Source organism: Aquabacterium sp. OR-4 (assembly GCF_025290835.2).
In the GTDB taxonomy this organism is placed as follows: Bacteria; Pseudomonadota; Gammaproteobacteria; order Burkholderiales; family Burkholderiaceae_C; genus Pseudaquabacterium.
This window is the reverse complement of sequence record NZ_JAOCQD020000001.1, coordinates 14,516-30,371: the sequence shown is the minus strand read 5'-3', so window position 1 is coordinate 30,371 and position 15,856 is coordinate 14,516. Positions and strand designations below refer to the sequence as shown.

Here is a 15,856-nt window from a genome sequence, read left to right as displayed (position 1 = left end):
GCCGCCCGATAATCACGGGCGCCATTCCTGCGCGCGGGAGCCTTTCTTCGATGTTCGAGCACATCCAGCCCTATGCGGGCGACCCGATCTTTGCCGTGGTGGCGGCCTTCCAGGCCGACCCGCGGCCGCACAAGGTCAACCTGTCGATCGGCATCTACTTCGACGAGCAGGGTCGCCTGCCGGTGCTGCCCAGCGTGCAGCAGGCCGAGGCGCGCATCCTGGCCGAGGGTGGCGCCAAGGGCTATCTGCCGATGGAAGGCGATGCCGCCTGCCGTGCCGAGGTGGCCAAGCTGCTGCTGGGCGCGCAACACCCGGCCTTGGCCGCCGGGCGCGTGGCCACGATCCAGACCGTGGGCTCCTCGGGCGGCCTGAAGGTGGGCGCTGATTTCCTCAAGACCTGGCTGCCGCAGTCGGCGGTGTGGGTCAGCGACCCGACCTGGGACAACCACCGCTCGATGTTCGAGGGCAGCGGTTTCCAGGTGAACAGCTATCCGTACTACGACACCGCCACCGGTGGCCTGCGCTTCGACGCCATGCTCGACTGCCTGCGCGGCTTGCCGGCGCGCAGCATCGTGCTGTTGCACGCCTGCTGCCACAACCCCACCGGCGTGGATCTGAGCCCCGCGCAGTGGCAGGCGCTGATCCCGGTGCTGCGTGAGCGCGAACTGCTGCCCTATCTCGACCTGGCCTATCAGGGTTATGGCGAGGGCATTGCCGAAGACGCCGGCGCCGTGCGCGCGCTGGCCGACGCCGGCCTGACCTTCTTCGTGGCCAACAGCTTCTCCAAGAGCATGAGCGTGTATGGCGAGCGCTGCGGCGCGCTCAGCGCCGTGTGCGCCACGGCCGCCGAAGCCGATCTGGTGCTGGGCCAGCTGAAGGCCACCGTGCGCCGCATCTATTCGAGCCCGGCCATCCATGCCGGCAAGCTGGTGGCCAAGGTGCTGGGTGAGGCCGACCTGCGCGCCCAGTGGGAGGCCGAGGTGGCGCAGATGCGCGAGCGCATCGCCGGCCTGCGCCGCGCGCTGCACGACGCTCTGGTGCAGCGCCTGCCGGGCCACGATTTCGGCTACCTGCTGAGCCAGCGCGGCATGTTCAGCTATACCGGCATGAGCGCGGCCCAGGTGCAGCGTCTGCGCGACGAGCACGCGGTGTACCTGATCGCCTCGGGCCGCATGTGCGTGGCGGGCCTGAGCAGCGCCAACGTGGCGCGGGTGGCCGACGGCATGGCGGCGGTGCTGGCGGGCTGACCAGGCCGCCCGGCCGGCCCGCCGGGTCAGTCGCTGTAGCGCACCCGCACGTACTCGCCTGGTGCGGCGCACAGCGCCGCGGTCGGGTCGATGGTGCGGCGCGGCACGGTGCGGCCGCTGCCGTGGGCCAGCAACCAGTCGTGCCAGGCGCTCCACCACGATCCCTCGTGGCGCGTGGCGCCGGCGGCCCAGTCGTCGGGTGGCACCCAGGCGCCATCGGCCGGCTTGGTGCGCATGGCGTAGTGGCGGCCGGCGTGGCCGGGCTCGCTGACGATGCCGGCGTTGTGGCCACCATTGGTGAGCACGAAGCACAGCTCGGTGTCGCTCAGCCGATGCAGCTTGTAGACCGACTTCCAGGGCGAGACATGGTCCTTCTCGGTGCCCACCAGGAAGATCGGCTGGCGGATGTCGGCCAGCGCCACCGGGCGGCCCTCCACCGGGTAGCGGCTTTCGGCCAGCTCGTTGCGCAGGTAGCAGCGGCGCAGGTACTCGCTGTGCATGGCCGCGGGCATGCGCGTGACATCGGCGTTCCAGGCCATCAGGTCATTCGGGCGCAGGTGCTCGCCCAGCCACACCTCGCGCAGCTTGGCGCTCCAGATCAGCTCGCGCGAGTGCAGGAACTGGAAGCTGCCGGCCATCTGCAGCCCGGTGAGAAAGCCGCGCTCGGCCATCATGTCTTCCAGCAGCGCGACCTGGCTCTCGTCGATCAGCACGCCCATCTCGCCGGGCTCGGAGAAATCGGTCTCGGCGGCCAGCAGCGACACGCTGGCCAGCGCCGGCAGCAGCGCGGCATGGGCCACCGCACCGGGCCGCGCCAGCGCCGCGGCGGCGATCGACAGCAGCGTGCCACCCAGGCAGTAGCCGGCGGCATGCACGGCCTCACCCGGCACCAGACGGGCGATGGCGGCCAGGCTGTCCAGGATGCCGAGCTGCAGGTAGTCTTCCATGGTCATTAGCGCGTCGCCTTCGTCGGGGTTGCGCCACGACAGGATGAACACCGTGTGGCCCTGGCCCACCAGCCACTTCACCATCGAGTTCTCGGGCGAGAGGTCGAGGATGTAGTACTTCATGATCCAGCTGGGCACGATGAACACCGGCTCGGCCTGCACGGTGGGTGTGGCCGGGTCGTACTGGATCAGCTCCACCAGCGCATTGCGGTGCACCACCTGGCCGGGCGTGATGGCCACATCCACGCCGGGCTGGTAGGGGCGCTCGGGCGGGTGCAGCGGCTCCAGGCCGTGGCGCACGCGCCATTCATCCAGCGCATTGCCCAGGCCCTGGGCCAGGTTGCGGCCGCCGCTGGCCAGCGTGCGCTGCAGCACCTCGGGATTGGCCAGGCCGGCGTTGGCCGGGCTCAGCATGTCGAGCCACTGGCGCGCGAACACGCGCGTCATCTCCTGGTGGTGCGGGGCCATGCCGCGCAAGCTGCTGGCCTGGCGCCACCACTGCTCGGCGCCGAGGTAGGCGCGCACCATCGGCGCATAGGGCCAGTGTTGCCAGGCGAGGTTGGAAAAGCGCAGGTCTTCCACCCGGCCGGCGGCGGCGGCGTCGCCGTTCAGGTCGTGGTGGTTGAGGTTGTCGGTCCACCAGCGCGTGGTGGCCTGGCCGGCACGCAGCGCCAGCTGCAGCGTCTGCGCGGGCTGGGTGGCCAGGTGCAGGCTCCAGTCCAGCGTGGCCAGCGCCAGCGAGATCGGCGACAGCCCGCCCCACAGCGGCGCCAGGCGCGCGTGCAGGGCGCTGTCGAAGGCCGCGGCGGCGGCATGGCTGCGGGCCTCGTCGACGCTGGCGTCGAGGTGCAGGGAGGGGGGATTGGGGCTCATCGCGGTCTCTGCGGCAGGCAGTCGGATCGACTGAAGCCGTAGAGATAGCACGCGAAGGTCACCGGCGCATGTCAGCCCCGCGCCGGTCTTGACCCACCGCAAGCCGCGGTGGGCGGCAGGCCCTGGATCAGCGGCGATCCAGGTGGCGGAAGGTGATGCGGCCCTTGGTCAGGTCGTAGGCCGACAGCTCCAGCGAGACGGCATCACCCGCCAGGATGCGGATGTGGTTCTTTTTCATGCGGCCGGCCGAGTAGGCCACCAGCTCATGGCCGTTCTCGAGCTTGACGCGGTAGCGCGAGTCGGGCAGCACCTCGAGCACGGTGCCGCGCATTTCAATCAGTTCTTCCTTGGCCATCAACGGATCCTGGGAAAGGTGGGTTCGGGCCCGGGCCGACAGGCCCGGTGCGATCAGGGGAACGCGCCCGCCACCACGCGCGAGCGCCGGTGCAGGCAAAGGAAAACAAGGTCGCGTCCCGCGGCCGGCCCCATGGCGATGGGCCGACGACCTGGGGGCCCTGGCAGGGGGCGCGGCAGGCTCGCGGGGGGCGCCAGCAGCCGCGGTTGCGGATGGCCGGCGTGGCGCGACATTCGGGTGGAGCAGGTGGAACACGCGACCGGGCAATGCGCCCAAAACCTCGTATGCACCCTCTGACCAACCCACGATTGTACCCGCAAGCCCTGGCAAGGTGTTGTCAGCGTGATGCTGGCCCTGCGGGCAGCCGCTATCCTGTCAGGCTGGGCCCGATCCCGGGCCGCCGACCTGCCGTGGAGCCCCTTGAAGATGTCCCGCCTGACCCGTCGCCGCGCGCTGCGCACGCTTGCCGTTCCCGCCCTGGCCGCCGCGCTGGCCCTGCCGCTGCTGGCGCCGCCGGCCCAGGCGCAGGCCGGGCGCAACGTGCGCCTGCTGGTGGGTTTTCCGGCCGGTGGCGGCAGCGACGTCATCGCCCGGCTGCTGGCCGAGAAGCTCAAGGATGAGCTGGGCGGGGCCAACGTCATCGTCGAGAACAAGCCCGGCGCCGGTGGCCAGCTGGCGGCGCAGGCGCTCAAGAGTGCGCCGGCCGACGGCAGCACGTTCTTCGTGACGCACGACCACACCGTGTCGATCCTGCCGCTGGTGGTCAAGACGCCGGGCTTCGACACCGCGCATGACTTCGTGCCGGTGGCCGGCTTTGCCACCTTTGCCAATGCCTGGGCGGTGTCGGGCGGCACGCCGGCCAAGAGCATGGCCGAGTACGTGGCCTGGGTGAAAAACGCCGGCGGCGGCAAGGGCGCGGTGGGCATCCCGGCGCCGGCCTCGGTGCCCGAGTTCCTGGTCAGGCTGGTGGCCGAGAAGTACAAGCTCGACCTGGTGGCCGCGCCCTACCGCGGCAGCGCGCCGATGATGGCCGACATGCTGGGCAACCAGATCGGTGCCGGCCTGGGCTCGGTGCCCGACTTCATCGACAACCACCGCCACGGCAAGCTGCGCGTGGTGGCGGTGATGGGCGACAAGCGCCAGGCCCAGCTGCCCGACGTGCCCACGCTGGCCGAGCTGGGCCTGCCGGGCTTCGAGGATCTGCCCTTCTACGGCGTGTTCGCCCCGGCCGGCACGCCCAGGCCGGTGACCGACGCCTTCTCGGCCGCGCTGGCCAAGGTGGTGGCCCTGCCCGACGTGAAGGAGCGCCTGACCGCCATGGGCCTGAGCGTGGGCCATGTGCCCGGCGCGCAGTTCGGTGCCAAGGAGCGCGCCTACAGCGCCGCCTGGGCCAAGGTGATCAAGGCCAGCGGCTTCGTGCCGCAGTGAAGGGGCACCCGGCGGCGGGGTACCGCCGCCACCCGCCGAGCGGGTGCGCGGCCCGCTTGGGGCGGCCCGGCGCTGGGCCGCGGGGCACTCGGCGGCGGGGTACCGCCGCCACCCGCCGGGCGGGTGCGCGGCCCGCTTGGGGCGGCCCGGCGCTGGGCCGCGGGGCACCCGGCGGCGGGCTACCGCCGCCACCCGCCGAGCGGGTGCGCGGCCCGCTTGGGGCGGCCCGGCGCCGGGCCGCGGGGCACCCGGCGGTCGCTTGGCCGGCGTCCGCTCCGATCAGCGGCGGCGGGCCAGGCGTGGATCGAGCAGATCGCGCAGCCCGTCGCCCATCAGGTTGAGCCCCAGCACGCTCAGCGCGATGGCCAGCCCGGGCCACACCGCCAGCATGGGGGCGGCAAACAGCTGGGTTTGTGCCTCGTTGAGCATGCGGCCCCAGCTGGGTTGCGGCGGCTGGGTGCCCAGACCCAGGTAGCTCAGCGCGGCCTCGGCCAATATGGCGGTGGCAAACGAGATCGTGGCCTGCACGATCAAGACGCTGGCGATGTTGGGCAGCACATGGTCGAGCGTGATGCGCGCCGGCCCGAAGCCGGCCGCGCGCGCGGCCAGCACGTATTCACGCGCCCACACCGCATTGGCCGCGCCGCGGGTGATGCGCGCGAACACCGGCACATTGAAGATGCCGATGGCCACGATGCCGGTCAGCAGCCCGGGGCCGTAGATCGCGCCCAGCATGATGGCGGTGAGCAGTGCGGGGAAGGCGAAGGTGAAGTCGGCAAAGCGCATCACCAGCTCTTCCACCCAGCCGCGCCGCGCCGAGGCCAGGGCACCGAGGGCCACGCCCAGCAGCACGCCGATGCCCACCGCCACCACGCCCACCACGATGGAGTTCTGCGCCCCCACCAGCAGCTGGCTGAACAGATCGCGGCCCAGGCTGTCGGTGCCCAGCCAGTGCGCGGCCGAGGGCGGTGCCAGCTTGTTGGGGATGTCGATCTCGGCCGGCGGGTAGGGCGACCACAACAGCGACAGCAGCGCCGCGGCCACCAGCAGGCCCGACAGCAGCGCGCCGATCAGAAAGCTCGGGTGACGGCATGCGCGCGCCCAGAACCCGGCGGCCACCGTGGCGCCGGCTTTGCCGGGCCACCAGCGGCGCCCCATGGCCAGCTTGGCGGCGGCCTGCGGCCGCTTCGGGTGGGGGCTAGGCATCGCTGGCCTTGAGTCGCGGGTCGACCAGCGCATACAGCACGTCGACGGCAAAGTTCACCACCACCACCACCACCACCAGCAGCATCACCACATCGCGCACCACCACCAGATCACGGTTGGCAATGGCCTGGAACACCAGCCGGCCGATGCCGGGCAGCACGAACACGTTCTCGACCACGATGGTGCCGGTGATCAGGTTGGCGAACTGCAGGCCCATGATGGTGAGCACCGGGATCATGGCGTTGCGCAGCACATGCCGCCACAGCGTGGCGCGCGCCGACAGGCCCTTGGCGCGCGCGGTGCGCACGAAGTCTTCGCGCATCACGTCCACCACCGCCGAGCGCGTCACCCGCGCCAGGATGGCCGCCTGCACCACGGCCAGCGCCACGGCCGGCAGCAGAAGGGCCTGCGTGCCCTCCCACAGGCCGCCACCGTCGTCCTCGGTCCAGCCCGGAAATCCGCCGGCACTGACCCACTGCAGCTTCACCGCAAAGGCCAGGATCAGCAGGATGGCGAACCAGAAATTGGGAATCGCAATGCCCAGCTGGCTGAGCGCCATCACGCTCAGATCACCCAGCTTGCGATGGCGTGCGGCGGCGTAGATGCCGAGGGCCAGCGCCAGCACCGTGGTCAGCGCCATGGCCAGCGCGGCCAGCGGCACGGTGACCTGCAGGCGCTCGGTGATCAGCTCGGCGGTGGGCGTGCCGTAGCTGTAGCTGTCGGCCGTGCGGCCGGCCAGCAGGCCGCCCACCCAGTGGCGGTAGCGCGCCAGCGCCGGCTGGTCCAGGCCCAGCTTCTTCTCGAGCGCGGCCACGGCCTCGGGCGTGGCCGTCTCGCCCAGGATCACCTGGGCCACGTTGCCGGGCAGCAGCTCGAGCACCGCGAACACCAGCACCGAGGCCACCACCAGCGTGGCCAGCAGCGTGGCCAGGCGCTTGGCCAGGAAGACGCTCATGCCTTCTTGCAGTTGCGGCCGGCAACGCAGCCCGAGTTGGAGACCTTCATGAAACCTATGATGCCCGAAGAAACCCCAGGCATGCCTGCCGCACAAGGACCCACGCCATGGCCCCCATCGGCTTCGACACCCGCCTGCTGCTCATTGCCGGCCAATGGCGCGCCGCGGCCGGCGGCGAGACGCTGCCCCTGCTCAACCCCAGCGATGGCAGCCTGCTGGCCGAGATTGCCCGCGGCACGGCCGCCGATGTGGACGCCGCGGTGCAGGCCGCGCAGGCGGCGCTCGATGGCCCCTGGGGTGCGCTCACCGCCGCCGAGCGCGGCCGGCTGATGCTGAAGATGAGCGCCCTGGTGCTGGCCCAGGCCGACGAGCTGGCGCGGCTGGAGGCGCTGGACGTGGGCAAGCCGCTCAAGCAGGGCCGCGCCGATGCGCTGGCGCTGGCGCGCTACCTCGAGTTTTACGGCGGCGCCGCCGACAAGGTGCACGGCGAGACCCTGCCGTTCGCCAGCGGCTACACCGCGCTGACGCTGCGCGAGCCGCATGGCGTCACCGGCCACATCGTGCCCTGGAACTACCCGATGCAGATCATCGGCCGCTCGGTGGGCGCGGCGCTGGCCATGGGCAATGCCTGCGTGCTCAAGCCCGCCGAGGAGGCCTGCCTCACCGCGCTGATGTTCGGCCACCTGGCGCAGCAGGCGGGCTTTCCGGCCGGCGCCGTCAACATCGTGCCGGGCCTGGGCGAGGAGGCCGGCGCGGCGCTCAGCCAGCACCGCGGTGTGGCCCACCTGTCGTTCACCGGCTCGGTGGCGGTGGGCCAGCTGATCCAGACCGCGGCAGCGCGCAACACCATCCCGGTGACGCTGGAGCTGGGCGGCAAGAGCCCGCAGATCGTGTTTGCCGATGCCGACCTCGATGCGGCCCTGCCCTTTCTGGTCAACGCCGGCATCCAGAACTGTGGCCAGACCTGCTCGGCCGCCAGCCGCATCCTGGTGGAGCGGCCGGTGTTCGACGAGGTCAGGCGCCGCATGGCCGAGCGTTATGCCGCGCTGCGCGTGGGCCCGGCGCTGGCCGACCCCGACGTGGGCCCGGTGATCTCGCCGCGCCAGCGCGAGATCGTGCAGGGCTTCCTGGCCGTTGCGCGCGACACCGGTCTGCAGGTGGCCGCCCAGGCCGCGCTGCCGGCCGATCTGCCCGCTGGCGGCTGCTATGTGCCGCCCACGCTGCTGGCCCCGGCCACGCCCGACCACCGCCTGGCGCAGGAAGAGATCTTCGGCCCGGTGCAGGTGATGATCCCGTTCGACGGCGAGGCCGAGGCCTTGCGCATCGCCAACGGCACCCAGTTCGGCCTGGTGGCCGGCGTCTGGACACGCGACGGCGGCCGCCAGCTGCGCATGGCGCGCAAGCTGCACTGCGGCCAGGTGTTCATCAACAACTACGGCGCCGGCGGCGGCATCGAGCTGCCCTTTGGCGGCGTCAAGCACTCGGGCCACGGCCGCGAGAAGGGCTTCGAGGCGCTGTACGGCTTCTCGTCGCTGAAGACCATCGCCATCAAGCACGACTGACACCGGCCCGGCCGGCGCGCGCGCCGCGTCGAGGCCTCGGGCCGCCGTCGAAACTCCCCCACAATGGCAGCATGCCCGCCAATGTCGAGATCAAGGCCCGCATTTCCAGCGTGGCCGACCTGCTGCCCCTGGCCATTGCGCTGGGGGACGACGAGCACCCGCAGCTGATCCACCAGGACGACAGCTTCTTCAGCGTGCCGCACGGCCGGCTGAAGCTGCGCGTGTTTGGTGACGGCTCGGGCGAGCTGATCGCCTACCAGCGTGCCGACGCCGACGGCCCCAAGCTGTCCGACTACATGATCTCGCCGGTGACCGAGCCCGAGAGCATGCGCGAGGCGCTGGCCCGCGCCTGCGGCCTGCTGGGACGGGTGCGCAAGCACCGGCTGCTGGTGCTGGTGGGCGCCACCCGCATCCACCTCGACCGGGTGGAAGGCCTGGGCGAGTTTCTCGAGATCGAGGTGGTGCTGCAGCCCGGCCAGAGCGTGGCCGACGGCGACGCCGAGGCGCGTGGCCTGATGGCCCGGCTGGGCGTGGGCCCCGAGGCGCTGGTCAGCGGGGCCTACCTCGATCTGCTGCGCGCGGCTGCCGTGGCGGCATGAGTGGCGCGCCCGCAGCCGGCGCCGGCCTGCTGTCGGTGCGCGACCTGCGCGTCACCCTGCCCACCCCGCAGGGCCCGGCCGAGGCGCTGCGTGGCCTGAGCTTCGACCTGGCGCGTGGCGACACCGTGGGCCTGATCGGCGAATCGGGCTGCGGCAAGAGCCTCACCGCGCTGGCGCTGATGGGCCTGCTGCCCGAGGGCGCGCAGGTGCGCGGCTCGGTGCGCCTGAGCGGCGCCACCCGGCCCGCCGCCCGCGGTGCGGCGCCTGGCGCAACACCTGACGCGGCCACGCCGGCGGCGGATCACGCGCAGGAGCTGGTGGGCCTGTCCGAGGCCGACTGGTGCGCCCTGCGCGGCAACCGCGTGGCCATGGTCTTCCAGGAGCCGATGACCGCGCTGAACCCGCTGCACCCGATTGGCCGGCAGATCGGCGAATCCCTGCGCCTGCACCGCGGCCTCGGCGGCGCGGCGGCGCGGGCCGAGGCGTTGCGCCTGCTGCAGCGGGTGCAGCTGCCCGATGCCGCGCGCCGGCTCGACGCCTATCCGCACCAGCTGTCAGGCGGCCAGCGCCAGCGCGTGGTGATCGCCATCGCGCTGGCCTGCGGGCCCGACCTGCTGGTGGCCGACGAGCCCACCACCGCGCTCGATGTCACCATCCAGCGCGAGGTGCTCGACCTGATCGGCCAGCTGGTGGCCGAGGACGGCATGGCCCTGCTGCTGATCAGCCACGACCTGGGCGTGATGGCCGAGTCGGTGCAGCGCATGCTGGTGATGTATGGCGGCCAGGTGGTCGAGAGCGGCCCCACCGCCGCGGTGTTCGAGCGCCTGGCCCATCCCTACACCCGCGGCCTGTTTGCGGCGCGGCCGCGGCTGGGCCTGCCGCGCGGCCACCGCCTGGCCACCATCCCCGGCCGCGTGCCGGCGCTGGCCGATCTGCCCGCCGGCTGCGGCTTTGCCGAACGCTGCACGCTGGCGCAGCCCGACTGCCGCACTGCGCCGCCGCCGCTGGACGACGTGAACCCCGGGCATGCGGTGCGCTGCCTGCGCTGGCGCGAGGCCGTGGAGTGAGCGCGCCGCTGCTGGAGGTCAAGCACCTCGTCAAGCACTACACCCTGCCGCGCGAGCACCTGCTGGCCGCGCCGCCGGTGGTGCAGGCGCTGCGCGGCCTGAGCTTTGCGCTGCAGGCCGGGCGCAGCCTGGGCGTGGTGGGCGAATCGGGGTCGGGCAAGAGCACGCTGGCGCGCCAGGTGATGGCGCTCGAGGCGCCCAGCGGCGGCCAGGTGCTGTTTGACGGGCAGGATCTGGCCGCGCTGGATGCGGCGGCGCTGCGGCGCGCGCGGGCCGGGTTCCAGATGGTCTTTCAGGACCCCTTCGGCTCGCTCGACCCGCGCCAGACCGTGGGCCGCATCGTGGCCGAGCCGCTGGCCGCGCAGGCCAGCGCCGGCCGTGCCGAGCAGCGCCAGCGTGCCCAGGCCATGCTCGACGCCGTGGGCCTGCGCGCCAGCGATGTCGACAAGTACCCGCACGAGTTCTCCGGCGGCCAGCGCCAGCGCATCGCCATCGCCCGCGCGCTGGTCACCCACCCGCGGCTGATCGTGGCCGACGAGCCGGTCAGCGCGCTCGATGTCAGCGTGCAGGCCCAGGTGCTGAACCTGATGCAGGATCTGCAGGACCGCCTGGGCGTGACCTACCTGTTCATCAGCCACGATCTGGCGGTGGTGGACCTGGTGTGCGACGAGGTCATCGTGCTCTACCAGGGCCGCGCGGTCGAGCAGGGCAGCCCCGACCAGCTGTTCTCGGCCGCCGCCCACCCCTACACCCGGGCGCTGATGGACGCCGTGCCGCGGCTGCGGCCCGGCGCACGGCGCGCGCCACCCGCGGCGCTGCCGCCCTGGCCCGCGCAGCCGCCCGGCCAGGTGGCCGGCGGCTGTGCCTATGCGCCACGCTGCCGCCACCGCCAGCCCGACTGCCTGCACAGCGCGCCGCCGCTGCGCGCGGTGGGCGTGGCGGCGGGGGCGGCGCCGGGCCCGGCCGGCGCCGGCGCCACGCCGCCGCACCGGGCCGCCTGCCACCATGCCGAGCGGGTGCTGGCCGAGGCCGTAGCATCGGTGCCCAGCTGACCCCACGTTGACCCACCGTCACCGCGACGATCCGATCAGGAGTTCTCCATGACCCTCCGCCGACGCACCCTGGCCCAGGCCGCCGCGCTGATGGCCCTGCCGCTGGCCACCCACGAGGCGCTGGCCCAGCGCCGCAAAGATGCCGTGGTGCTGGGCATGGTGCTCGAGCCGCCGGGCCTCGACCCCACCACCGCACCGGCGGCGGCCATCGGCGAGATCGTGCACTACAACATCCTCGAGGGCCTTACCAAGATCAGCCCCAGCGGCAGCGTCTCGCCGCTGCTGGCGCAGGACTGGACGAGCGATCCCGACGGCAAGGTCTACGCCTTCACGCTGCGCCGCGGCATCAAGTTCCAGGACGGCACGGTGTTCGACGCCGCCGCGGTGCGTTTCAGCTTCGAGCGCGCCAAGGCCGAGGGCAGCACCAACAAGGCCAAGAAGGCGGTGTTCGACAACATCTCGTCGATCGCCACGCCCGACGCGCAGACGGTGATCCTGACGCTGAACAACCCCGACCCGAACCTGCCCTTCCGCCTGGGCGAGAACACGGCCGTGATCCTCAGCCCCAAGAGCGCTGCCACCACCGCCGCCAACCCGGTGGGCACCGGCCCCTACAAGCTGGAGAACTGGCAAAAGGGCAGCGCGGTCACGCTCACCGCCTGGGACGGCTACCGCGACGCCGGCGCCATCAAGATCCGGCGCGCCACCTTCCGCTTCATCAACGACAACGCCGCCCAGGTGGCCGCGCTGCTGGCCGGTGACATCGACGGCATGCCGCGCTTCGGCGCGGTGGATGCGCTGGCGCAGTTCAAGGCCGACAAGCGCTTCACCGTGGAGGTGGGCAGCACCGCCGGCAAGGGCATGCTGGCCCTCAACAACAAGCGCAAGCCGCTCGACGATGTGCGCGTGCGCCGCGCCATCGCCCATGCGATCGACCGCCAGGCCTTCATCGACGGCGTGCTGCAGGGCCTGGGCAAGCCCATCGGCAGCCATGCCGCGCCCACCGACGTGGGCTATGTCGACCTCACCGGCGCCTACCCCTTCAGCCCCGACAAGGCCCGCGCCCTGCTCAAGGAGGCGGGTGTCACCACGCCGCTCAACCTCACGCTGACGCTGCCGCCGCCCAGCTATGCGCGCAAGGGCGGCGAGGTGGTGGCGGCCATGCTGGCCAAGGTGGGCATCAACGCCAAGATCGAGAACGTGGAGTGGGCGCAGTGGCTCAGCGGCGCGTTCAAGGGCAGCTTCGACCTGACCATCATCAACCACGTCGAGCCGCTGGACTACGTGCAGTACGCCAACCCCGACTACTACTGGGGCTACCGCAACAAGGCCTACGACGAGCTGGTGAAAAAGCGCGCCGAGGCGCCGCGCGGCCGGCTGCAGAACCAGCTCTATGGCGACATCCAGCGCCTGCTGAGCCACGACGCGGTGAACGCCTGGCTGTTCAACCCGGCCCAGGTGACGGTGTCGCGCAAGGGCCTCAAGGGCCTGTGGATCAACTCGCCGATCTTCGCCAACGACCTGTCGCTGCTGAGCTGGCAGTAGCCCCCAGCCCAGCCCAGCACGCGCCGCACGCGCGCCCACGCCCAGCCCCCGGAGATCGCCCGATGAACGACCTGCACCCCGAACTCACCGCCGAGCTGCGCGCCATCGAGGAGGGCCTGATGGACCCGGCGCTGCGCCACGACCCCGACCGCGTGGCGCAGATGCTGGCGCCCGAGTTCACCGAGTTCGGTGCCTCGGGCACGGTGTTCGACCGCGCCGCCATCGTGGCCGCGCTGGCCGCCGAAGGCACGCCGCTGGGCCGGCGCATGCGCCAGTTCCGCCTGCGCGCGCTGGGCCCCGACATGGCGCTCACCACCTGCCGCGTCACGCGCAGCGACGGCCGCGAGACGCTGCGCTCGTCGGTCTGGCAAAAGCGCGACGGCCGCTGGCTGATGGTGTTCCACCAGGGCACCGAGGCCGCCGGCGCCGACGAAGGCACGTCATGACGGCCCCCCGCCGCGGCCTCGCCGCCTGCCGCCCGGCAAAGATCTAGCGCATGGCCGATCTGCACACCCTGTCGGCCCAGCAGCTGGCCGACGGGTTCGACAGCGGCGCGTTCTCGCCGCTGGAGGCCACCGAGGCCGTGCTGGCGCAGATTGCGCGGCGCGAGCCCGAGCTCAACGCGCTGTACGCCTTCGACCCCGAGGCCGCGCTGCAGCAGGCCCGCGCCAGCACCGCGCGCTGGCAGGCCGGCGCGCCGCTCAGCCCGCTGGACGGCGTGCCCGGCACGCTGAAGGAGAACATCGCCACCGTCGGCTGCCCGATGCCTGTCGGCAGCGCCGCCACCGAGCTCACCCCGCTCGACTGGGACGCCCCGCCCGCCGCACGCTGGCGCGAGGCCGGCCTGGTGCTGCTGGGCAAGACCACCATGCCCGACTGGGGCATGCTGTCGTCGGGCCTGTCGAGTTTTCACAAGCTGGCGCGCAACCCGTGGGACACCCGCTTCAACCCCGGCGGCAGCAGTGCCGGCGCCGGTGCCGCCGCGGCCGCCGGCTACGGCCCGCTGCACCTGGGCACCGACATCGGCGGCTCGGTGCGCCTGCCGGCCGGCTGGTGCGGCCTGGTGGGCTTCAAGCCCAGCAACGGCCGCTTGCCGATCAAGCCGCCCTACGCCGGCCGCGTGGCCGGGCCCATGACCCGCAGCGTGCGCGACTGCGCCTGGCTGATGCAGCTGCTGGCCCGCCCCGACTGGCGCGACACCACCGCGCTGCCGCCGGCCGCCATCGACTGGCTCGATCTGCACCAGGACACCGAGCCGCAGCAGCTGCTGCGCGGCAGGCGCATCGGCCTGCAGCTCGATGCCGGCTGGGGCCTGGCGGTCGAGCCCGAGACCCGGGCCGCCGTCACCGCCGCCGCGCGCACCCTCGAGGCCGCCGGTGCCCAGGTGGTGCCCGTGCCGGCCTTCAGCACCCGGGCGATGATCGACGGGCTCGACCGCTTCTGGCGCACCCGCAGCTGGCTCGATTACCAGGCCCTGCCGCCCGAGCGCCGGGCCCGCGTGCTGCCCTACATCGTGCGCTGGATCGAGTCGGGCGCCCAGCTCGGCGGCGCCGAGGTCTTCCACGGCTACAGCCAGATCGCCGCCTTCCGCGAGGCCGCGGTGGCCGCCATCCAGGGGCTGGACTTCATCGTCTCGCCCACCAGCCCGGTGCCCAGCTTTCCGGCCGAATGGGCCAGCCCGCTGAACGACCCCGCGCGGCCCTTCGAGCACATCGCCTTCACCGTGCCCTACAACATGAGCGAGCAGCCGGCACTCAGCCTGCCCTGCGGTGTCACCCGCGGCGGCCTGCCGATCGGCCTGCAGATCGCCGGCCAGCGCCATGATGACCTGGGCGTGCTGCGCCTGGCCGCCGCCTACGAGCGGCTGCGCCCGGCCATGCCCGCCTGGCCGATGCACTGAACCCACCGCCGCACCCGACCGGCCCCCCCCGTGATGGACTACCTGCCCGCCATTGCCCACCCGGGCGACGACACCCCCGAAGCCTGGTGCTTCGCCTTCGTGCAGCGCGACCTGCTGCTGCCCGAGGCGGCCGAGGCCGGCCTGGCGCCGGCCGGCGGCCTGCTGCTGCGTGCGCTGACCGGCGCCGCGCTGTCGCGTCACTACCTGGGTCGGCTGGGCGGGCACGACGCCTGGGCGCTGGCCCTGCCCGAAGCGCCGCCCGGCTGGCGCGCGCTGCCGCTGCGTGCGGCCATGCTGGCGCTGGGCGGTGACGAGCGCACGCCGCTGTCGGCGCTGGCCGGCCGCGCCGCGCAGCTGCTGGAATGGGACCGCAGCCACCGCTTCTGTGGCGCCTGCGGCACGGCCACCGAGCTGCAGGCGGGCGAGCGGGCGCGCCGCTGCCCGGCCTGCGGCCACACCGCCTACCCGCGCCTGTCGCCGGCCATGATGGCCCTGGTGTGGCGCCCCGGCGAGCTGCTGCTGGCGCGCGCGCCGCACTACAGCAACGGCATGTACAGCGCGCTGGCGGGCTTTGTCGAGGCCGGCGAGTCGCTCGAGGACTGCCTGCACCGCGAGGTGGCCGAGGAGGTGGGCGTGGCCGTGACCGGGCTGCGCTACTTCGGCAGCCAGAGCTGGCCGTTCCCGCACAGCCTGATGGTGGCCTACACCGCCCGCTGGACCGGCGGCGAGATCGTGCCCCAGCCCGGCGAGATTGCCGATGCGCGCTGGTTTCCGATCGACGCGCTGCCAGTCATCCCGCCGCGGCTGTCGATCGCCGGCCACCTGATCCGCGACACCGTGGCGGCCATGCGGGCCGCCCCTTGAACCTCCACCGGCCCGCGCTTGACGCGCCAGCCCTGCCTGTGGTCTGCTGCTGACGCACAATGAAAGCGGCGGCGCGGGGCACCCCCCGCAGCCGCCACCCACCAATCAGGGGCCGCTGTTCCGGGCCGCGTAGTTCGCGTGATGCGCGAGCGGTCCCGGAAGCCCGAGGCGCGCGCGCTAGGAGAGGCGCGCGCATGCCGCAAACACCGCCAACGTCCCGCCCGGCCCGCTCCCAAGCGCGAAGCCCGCAGCGCAT

General features: G+C 72.7%; 14 protein-coding genes. 10 read left to right on the top strand and 4 right to left on the bottom strand.

What is annotated here, in order from left to right:
* The first annotated feature begins 50 nt into the window (after positions 1-50).
* On the top strand, positions 51-1,247 hold the full coding sequence (locus tag N4G63_RS00085) for an amino acid aminotransferase (protein WP_260789505.1): 1,197 nt from the start codon (positions 51-53) through the stop codon (positions 1,245-1,247).
* 26 nt (positions 1,248-1,273) lie between these two features.
* On the opposite strand, the gene N4G63_RS00080 is transcribed toward N4G63_RS00085, so the two are convergent.
* Both N4G63_RS00080 and infA read right to left on the bottom strand, forming a co-directional pair.
* The gene (locus N4G63_RS00080; protein WP_314599193.1) at positions 1,274-3,067 is read right to left on the bottom strand and encodes a PHA/PHB synthase family protein; all 1,794 of its coding nucleotides are present in this window, start codon (positions 3,065-3,067) and stop codon (positions 1,274-1,276) included.
* Between the two features lie 127 nt (positions 3,068-3,194).
* On the bottom strand, positions 3,195-3,422 hold the full coding sequence (gene infA, locus N4G63_RS00075; RefSeq protein ID WP_260789507.1) for a translation initiation factor IF-1: 228 nt from the start codon (positions 3,420-3,422) through the stop codon (positions 3,195-3,197).
* 426 nt (positions 3,423-3,848) lie between these two features.
* Here infA and N4G63_RS00070 point away from each other — a divergent pair, with 426 nt between their 5' ends.
* Positions 3,849-4,850 carry a Bug family tripartite tricarboxylate transporter substrate binding protein gene (locus tag N4G63_RS00070; protein ID WP_260789508.1) on the top strand — a complete coding sequence of 334 codons (1,002 nt, stop codon included), beginning with the start codon at positions 3,849-3,851 and terminating at the stop codon, positions 4,848-4,850.
* A gap of 279 nt (positions 4,851-5,129) precedes the next feature.
* On the opposite strand, the gene N4G63_RS00065 is transcribed toward N4G63_RS00070, so the two are convergent.
* Both N4G63_RS00065 and N4G63_RS00060 read right to left on the bottom strand, forming a co-directional pair.
* The gene (locus N4G63_RS00065) at positions 5,130-6,008 is read right to left on the bottom strand and encodes an ABC transporter permease (RefSeq protein ID WP_260789558.1); all 879 of its coding nucleotides are present in this window, start codon (positions 6,006-6,008) and stop codon (positions 5,130-5,132) included.
* A 40-nt stretch (positions 6,009-6,048) separates the two neighbouring features.
* On the bottom strand, positions 6,049-7,011 hold the full coding sequence (locus tag N4G63_RS00060) for an ABC transporter permease (RefSeq protein WP_260789509.1): 963 nt from the start codon (positions 7,009-7,011) through the stop codon (positions 6,049-6,051).
* Positions 7,012-7,118: 107 nt separating this feature from the next.
* Between N4G63_RS00060 and N4G63_RS00055 the strand changes: the two genes are divergently transcribed.
* The 8 genes from N4G63_RS00055 (at position 7,119) to nudC (ending at position 15,600) form a co-directional block, all read left to right on the top strand.
* Positions 7,119-8,573, top strand: coding sequence for an aldehyde dehydrogenase family protein (locus N4G63_RS00055; RefSeq protein ID WP_260789510.1), 1,455 nt, complete (start codon positions 7,119-7,121; stop codon positions 8,571-8,573).
* Positions 8,574-8,644: 71 nt separating this feature from the next.
* Positions 8,645-9,172: a class IV adenylate cyclase gene (locus N4G63_RS00050; protein WP_260789511.1), complete on the top strand. Its 528-nt coding sequence runs from the start codon at positions 8,645-8,647 to the stop codon at positions 9,170-9,172.
* A complete protein-coding gene (locus N4G63_RS00045; protein WP_260789512.1) occupies positions 9,169-10,239 on the top strand; it encodes an ABC transporter ATP-binding protein in 1,071 nt (356 codons plus the stop codon). The genes N4G63_RS00050 and N4G63_RS00045 overlap by 4 nt, the downstream gene beginning before the upstream one ends.
* Positions 10,236-11,291: an oligopeptide/dipeptide ABC transporter ATP-binding protein gene (locus tag N4G63_RS00040; protein WP_314599192.1), complete on the top strand. Its 1,056-nt coding sequence runs from the start codon at positions 10,236-10,238 to the stop codon at positions 11,289-11,291. Before N4G63_RS00045 ends, N4G63_RS00040 begins: the two co-directional genes overlap by 4 nt.
* Before the next feature lie 48 nt (positions 11,292-11,339).
* Positions 11,340-12,836 (top strand): ABC transporter substrate-binding protein, encoded by a 1,497-nt coding sequence (locus tag N4G63_RS00035; protein WP_260789513.1) that lies wholly within the window; start codon positions 11,340-11,342, stop codon positions 12,834-12,836.
* A 62-nt stretch (positions 12,837-12,898) separates the two neighbouring features.
* On the top strand, positions 12,899-13,282 hold the full coding sequence (locus N4G63_RS00030) for a nuclear transport factor 2 family protein (protein ID WP_314599191.1): 384 nt from the start codon (positions 12,899-12,901) through the stop codon (positions 13,280-13,282).
* Positions 13,283-13,332: 50 nt separating this feature from the next.
* Positions 13,333-14,736 carry an amidase gene (locus N4G63_RS00025; protein WP_260789514.1) on the top strand — a complete coding sequence of 468 codons (1,404 nt, stop codon included), beginning with the start codon at positions 13,333-13,335 and terminating at the stop codon, positions 14,734-14,736.
* A gap of 33 nt (positions 14,737-14,769) precedes the next feature.
* Positions 14,770-15,600, top strand: a complete 831-nt coding sequence (gene nudC, locus N4G63_RS00020) for an NAD(+) diphosphatase (protein ID WP_260789515.1) — start codon at positions 14,770-14,772, stop codon at positions 15,598-15,600.
* The last annotated feature ends 256 nt before the right edge of the window (positions 15,601-15,856 follow it).

Bases quoted from the DNA above. Each gene is read 5' to 3' on its own strand.
- N4G63_RS00050 (WP_260789511.1), top strand. From the start codon at position 8,645: ATGCCCGCCAATGTCGAGATCAAGGCCCGCATTTCCAGCGTGGCCGAC.
- N4G63_RS00065 (WP_260789558.1), bottom strand. From the start codon at position 6,008: ATGGGGCGCCGCTGGTGGCCCGGCAAAGCCGGCGCCACGGTGGCCGCC.
- N4G63_RS00060 (WP_260789509.1), bottom strand. From the start codon at position 7,011: ATGAGCGTCTTCCTGGCCAAGCGCCTGGCCACGCTGCTGGCCACGCTG.
- infA (WP_260789507.1), bottom strand. From the start codon at position 3,422: ATGGCCAAGGAAGAACTGATTGAAATGCGCGGCACCGTGCTCGAGGTG.
- N4G63_RS00035 (WP_260789513.1), top strand. From the start codon at position 11,340: ATGACCCTCCGCCGACGCACCCTGGCCCAGGCCGCCGCGCTGATGGCC.
- N4G63_RS00045 (WP_260789512.1), top strand. From the start codon at position 9,169: ATGAGTGGCGCGCCCGCAGCCGGCGCCGGCCTGCTGTCGGTGCGCGAC.
- N4G63_RS00025 (WP_260789514.1), top strand. From the start codon at position 13,333: ATGGCCGATCTGCACACCCTGTCGGCCCAGCAGCTGGCCGACGGGTTC.
- N4G63_RS00055 (WP_260789510.1), top strand. From the start codon at position 7,119: ATGGCCCCCATCGGCTTCGACACCCGCCTGCTGCTCATTGCCGGCCAA.
- N4G63_RS00080 (WP_314599193.1), bottom strand. From the start codon at position 3,067: ATGAGCCCCAATCCCCCCTCCCTGCACCTCGACGCCAGCGTCGACGAG.
- N4G63_RS00030 (WP_314599191.1), top strand. From the start codon at position 12,899: ATGAACGACCTGCACCCCGAACTCACCGCCGAGCTGCGCGCCATCGAG.
- N4G63_RS00085 (WP_260789505.1), top strand. From the start codon at position 51: ATGTTCGAGCACATCCAGCCCTATGCGGGCGACCCGATCTTTGCCGTG.
- N4G63_RS00070 (WP_260789508.1), top strand. From the start codon at position 3,849: ATGTCCCGCCTGACCCGTCGCCGCGCGCTGCGCACGCTTGCCGTTCCC.
- nudC (WP_260789515.1), top strand. From the start codon at position 14,770: ATGGACTACCTGCCCGCCATTGCCCACCCGGGCGACGACACCCCCGAA.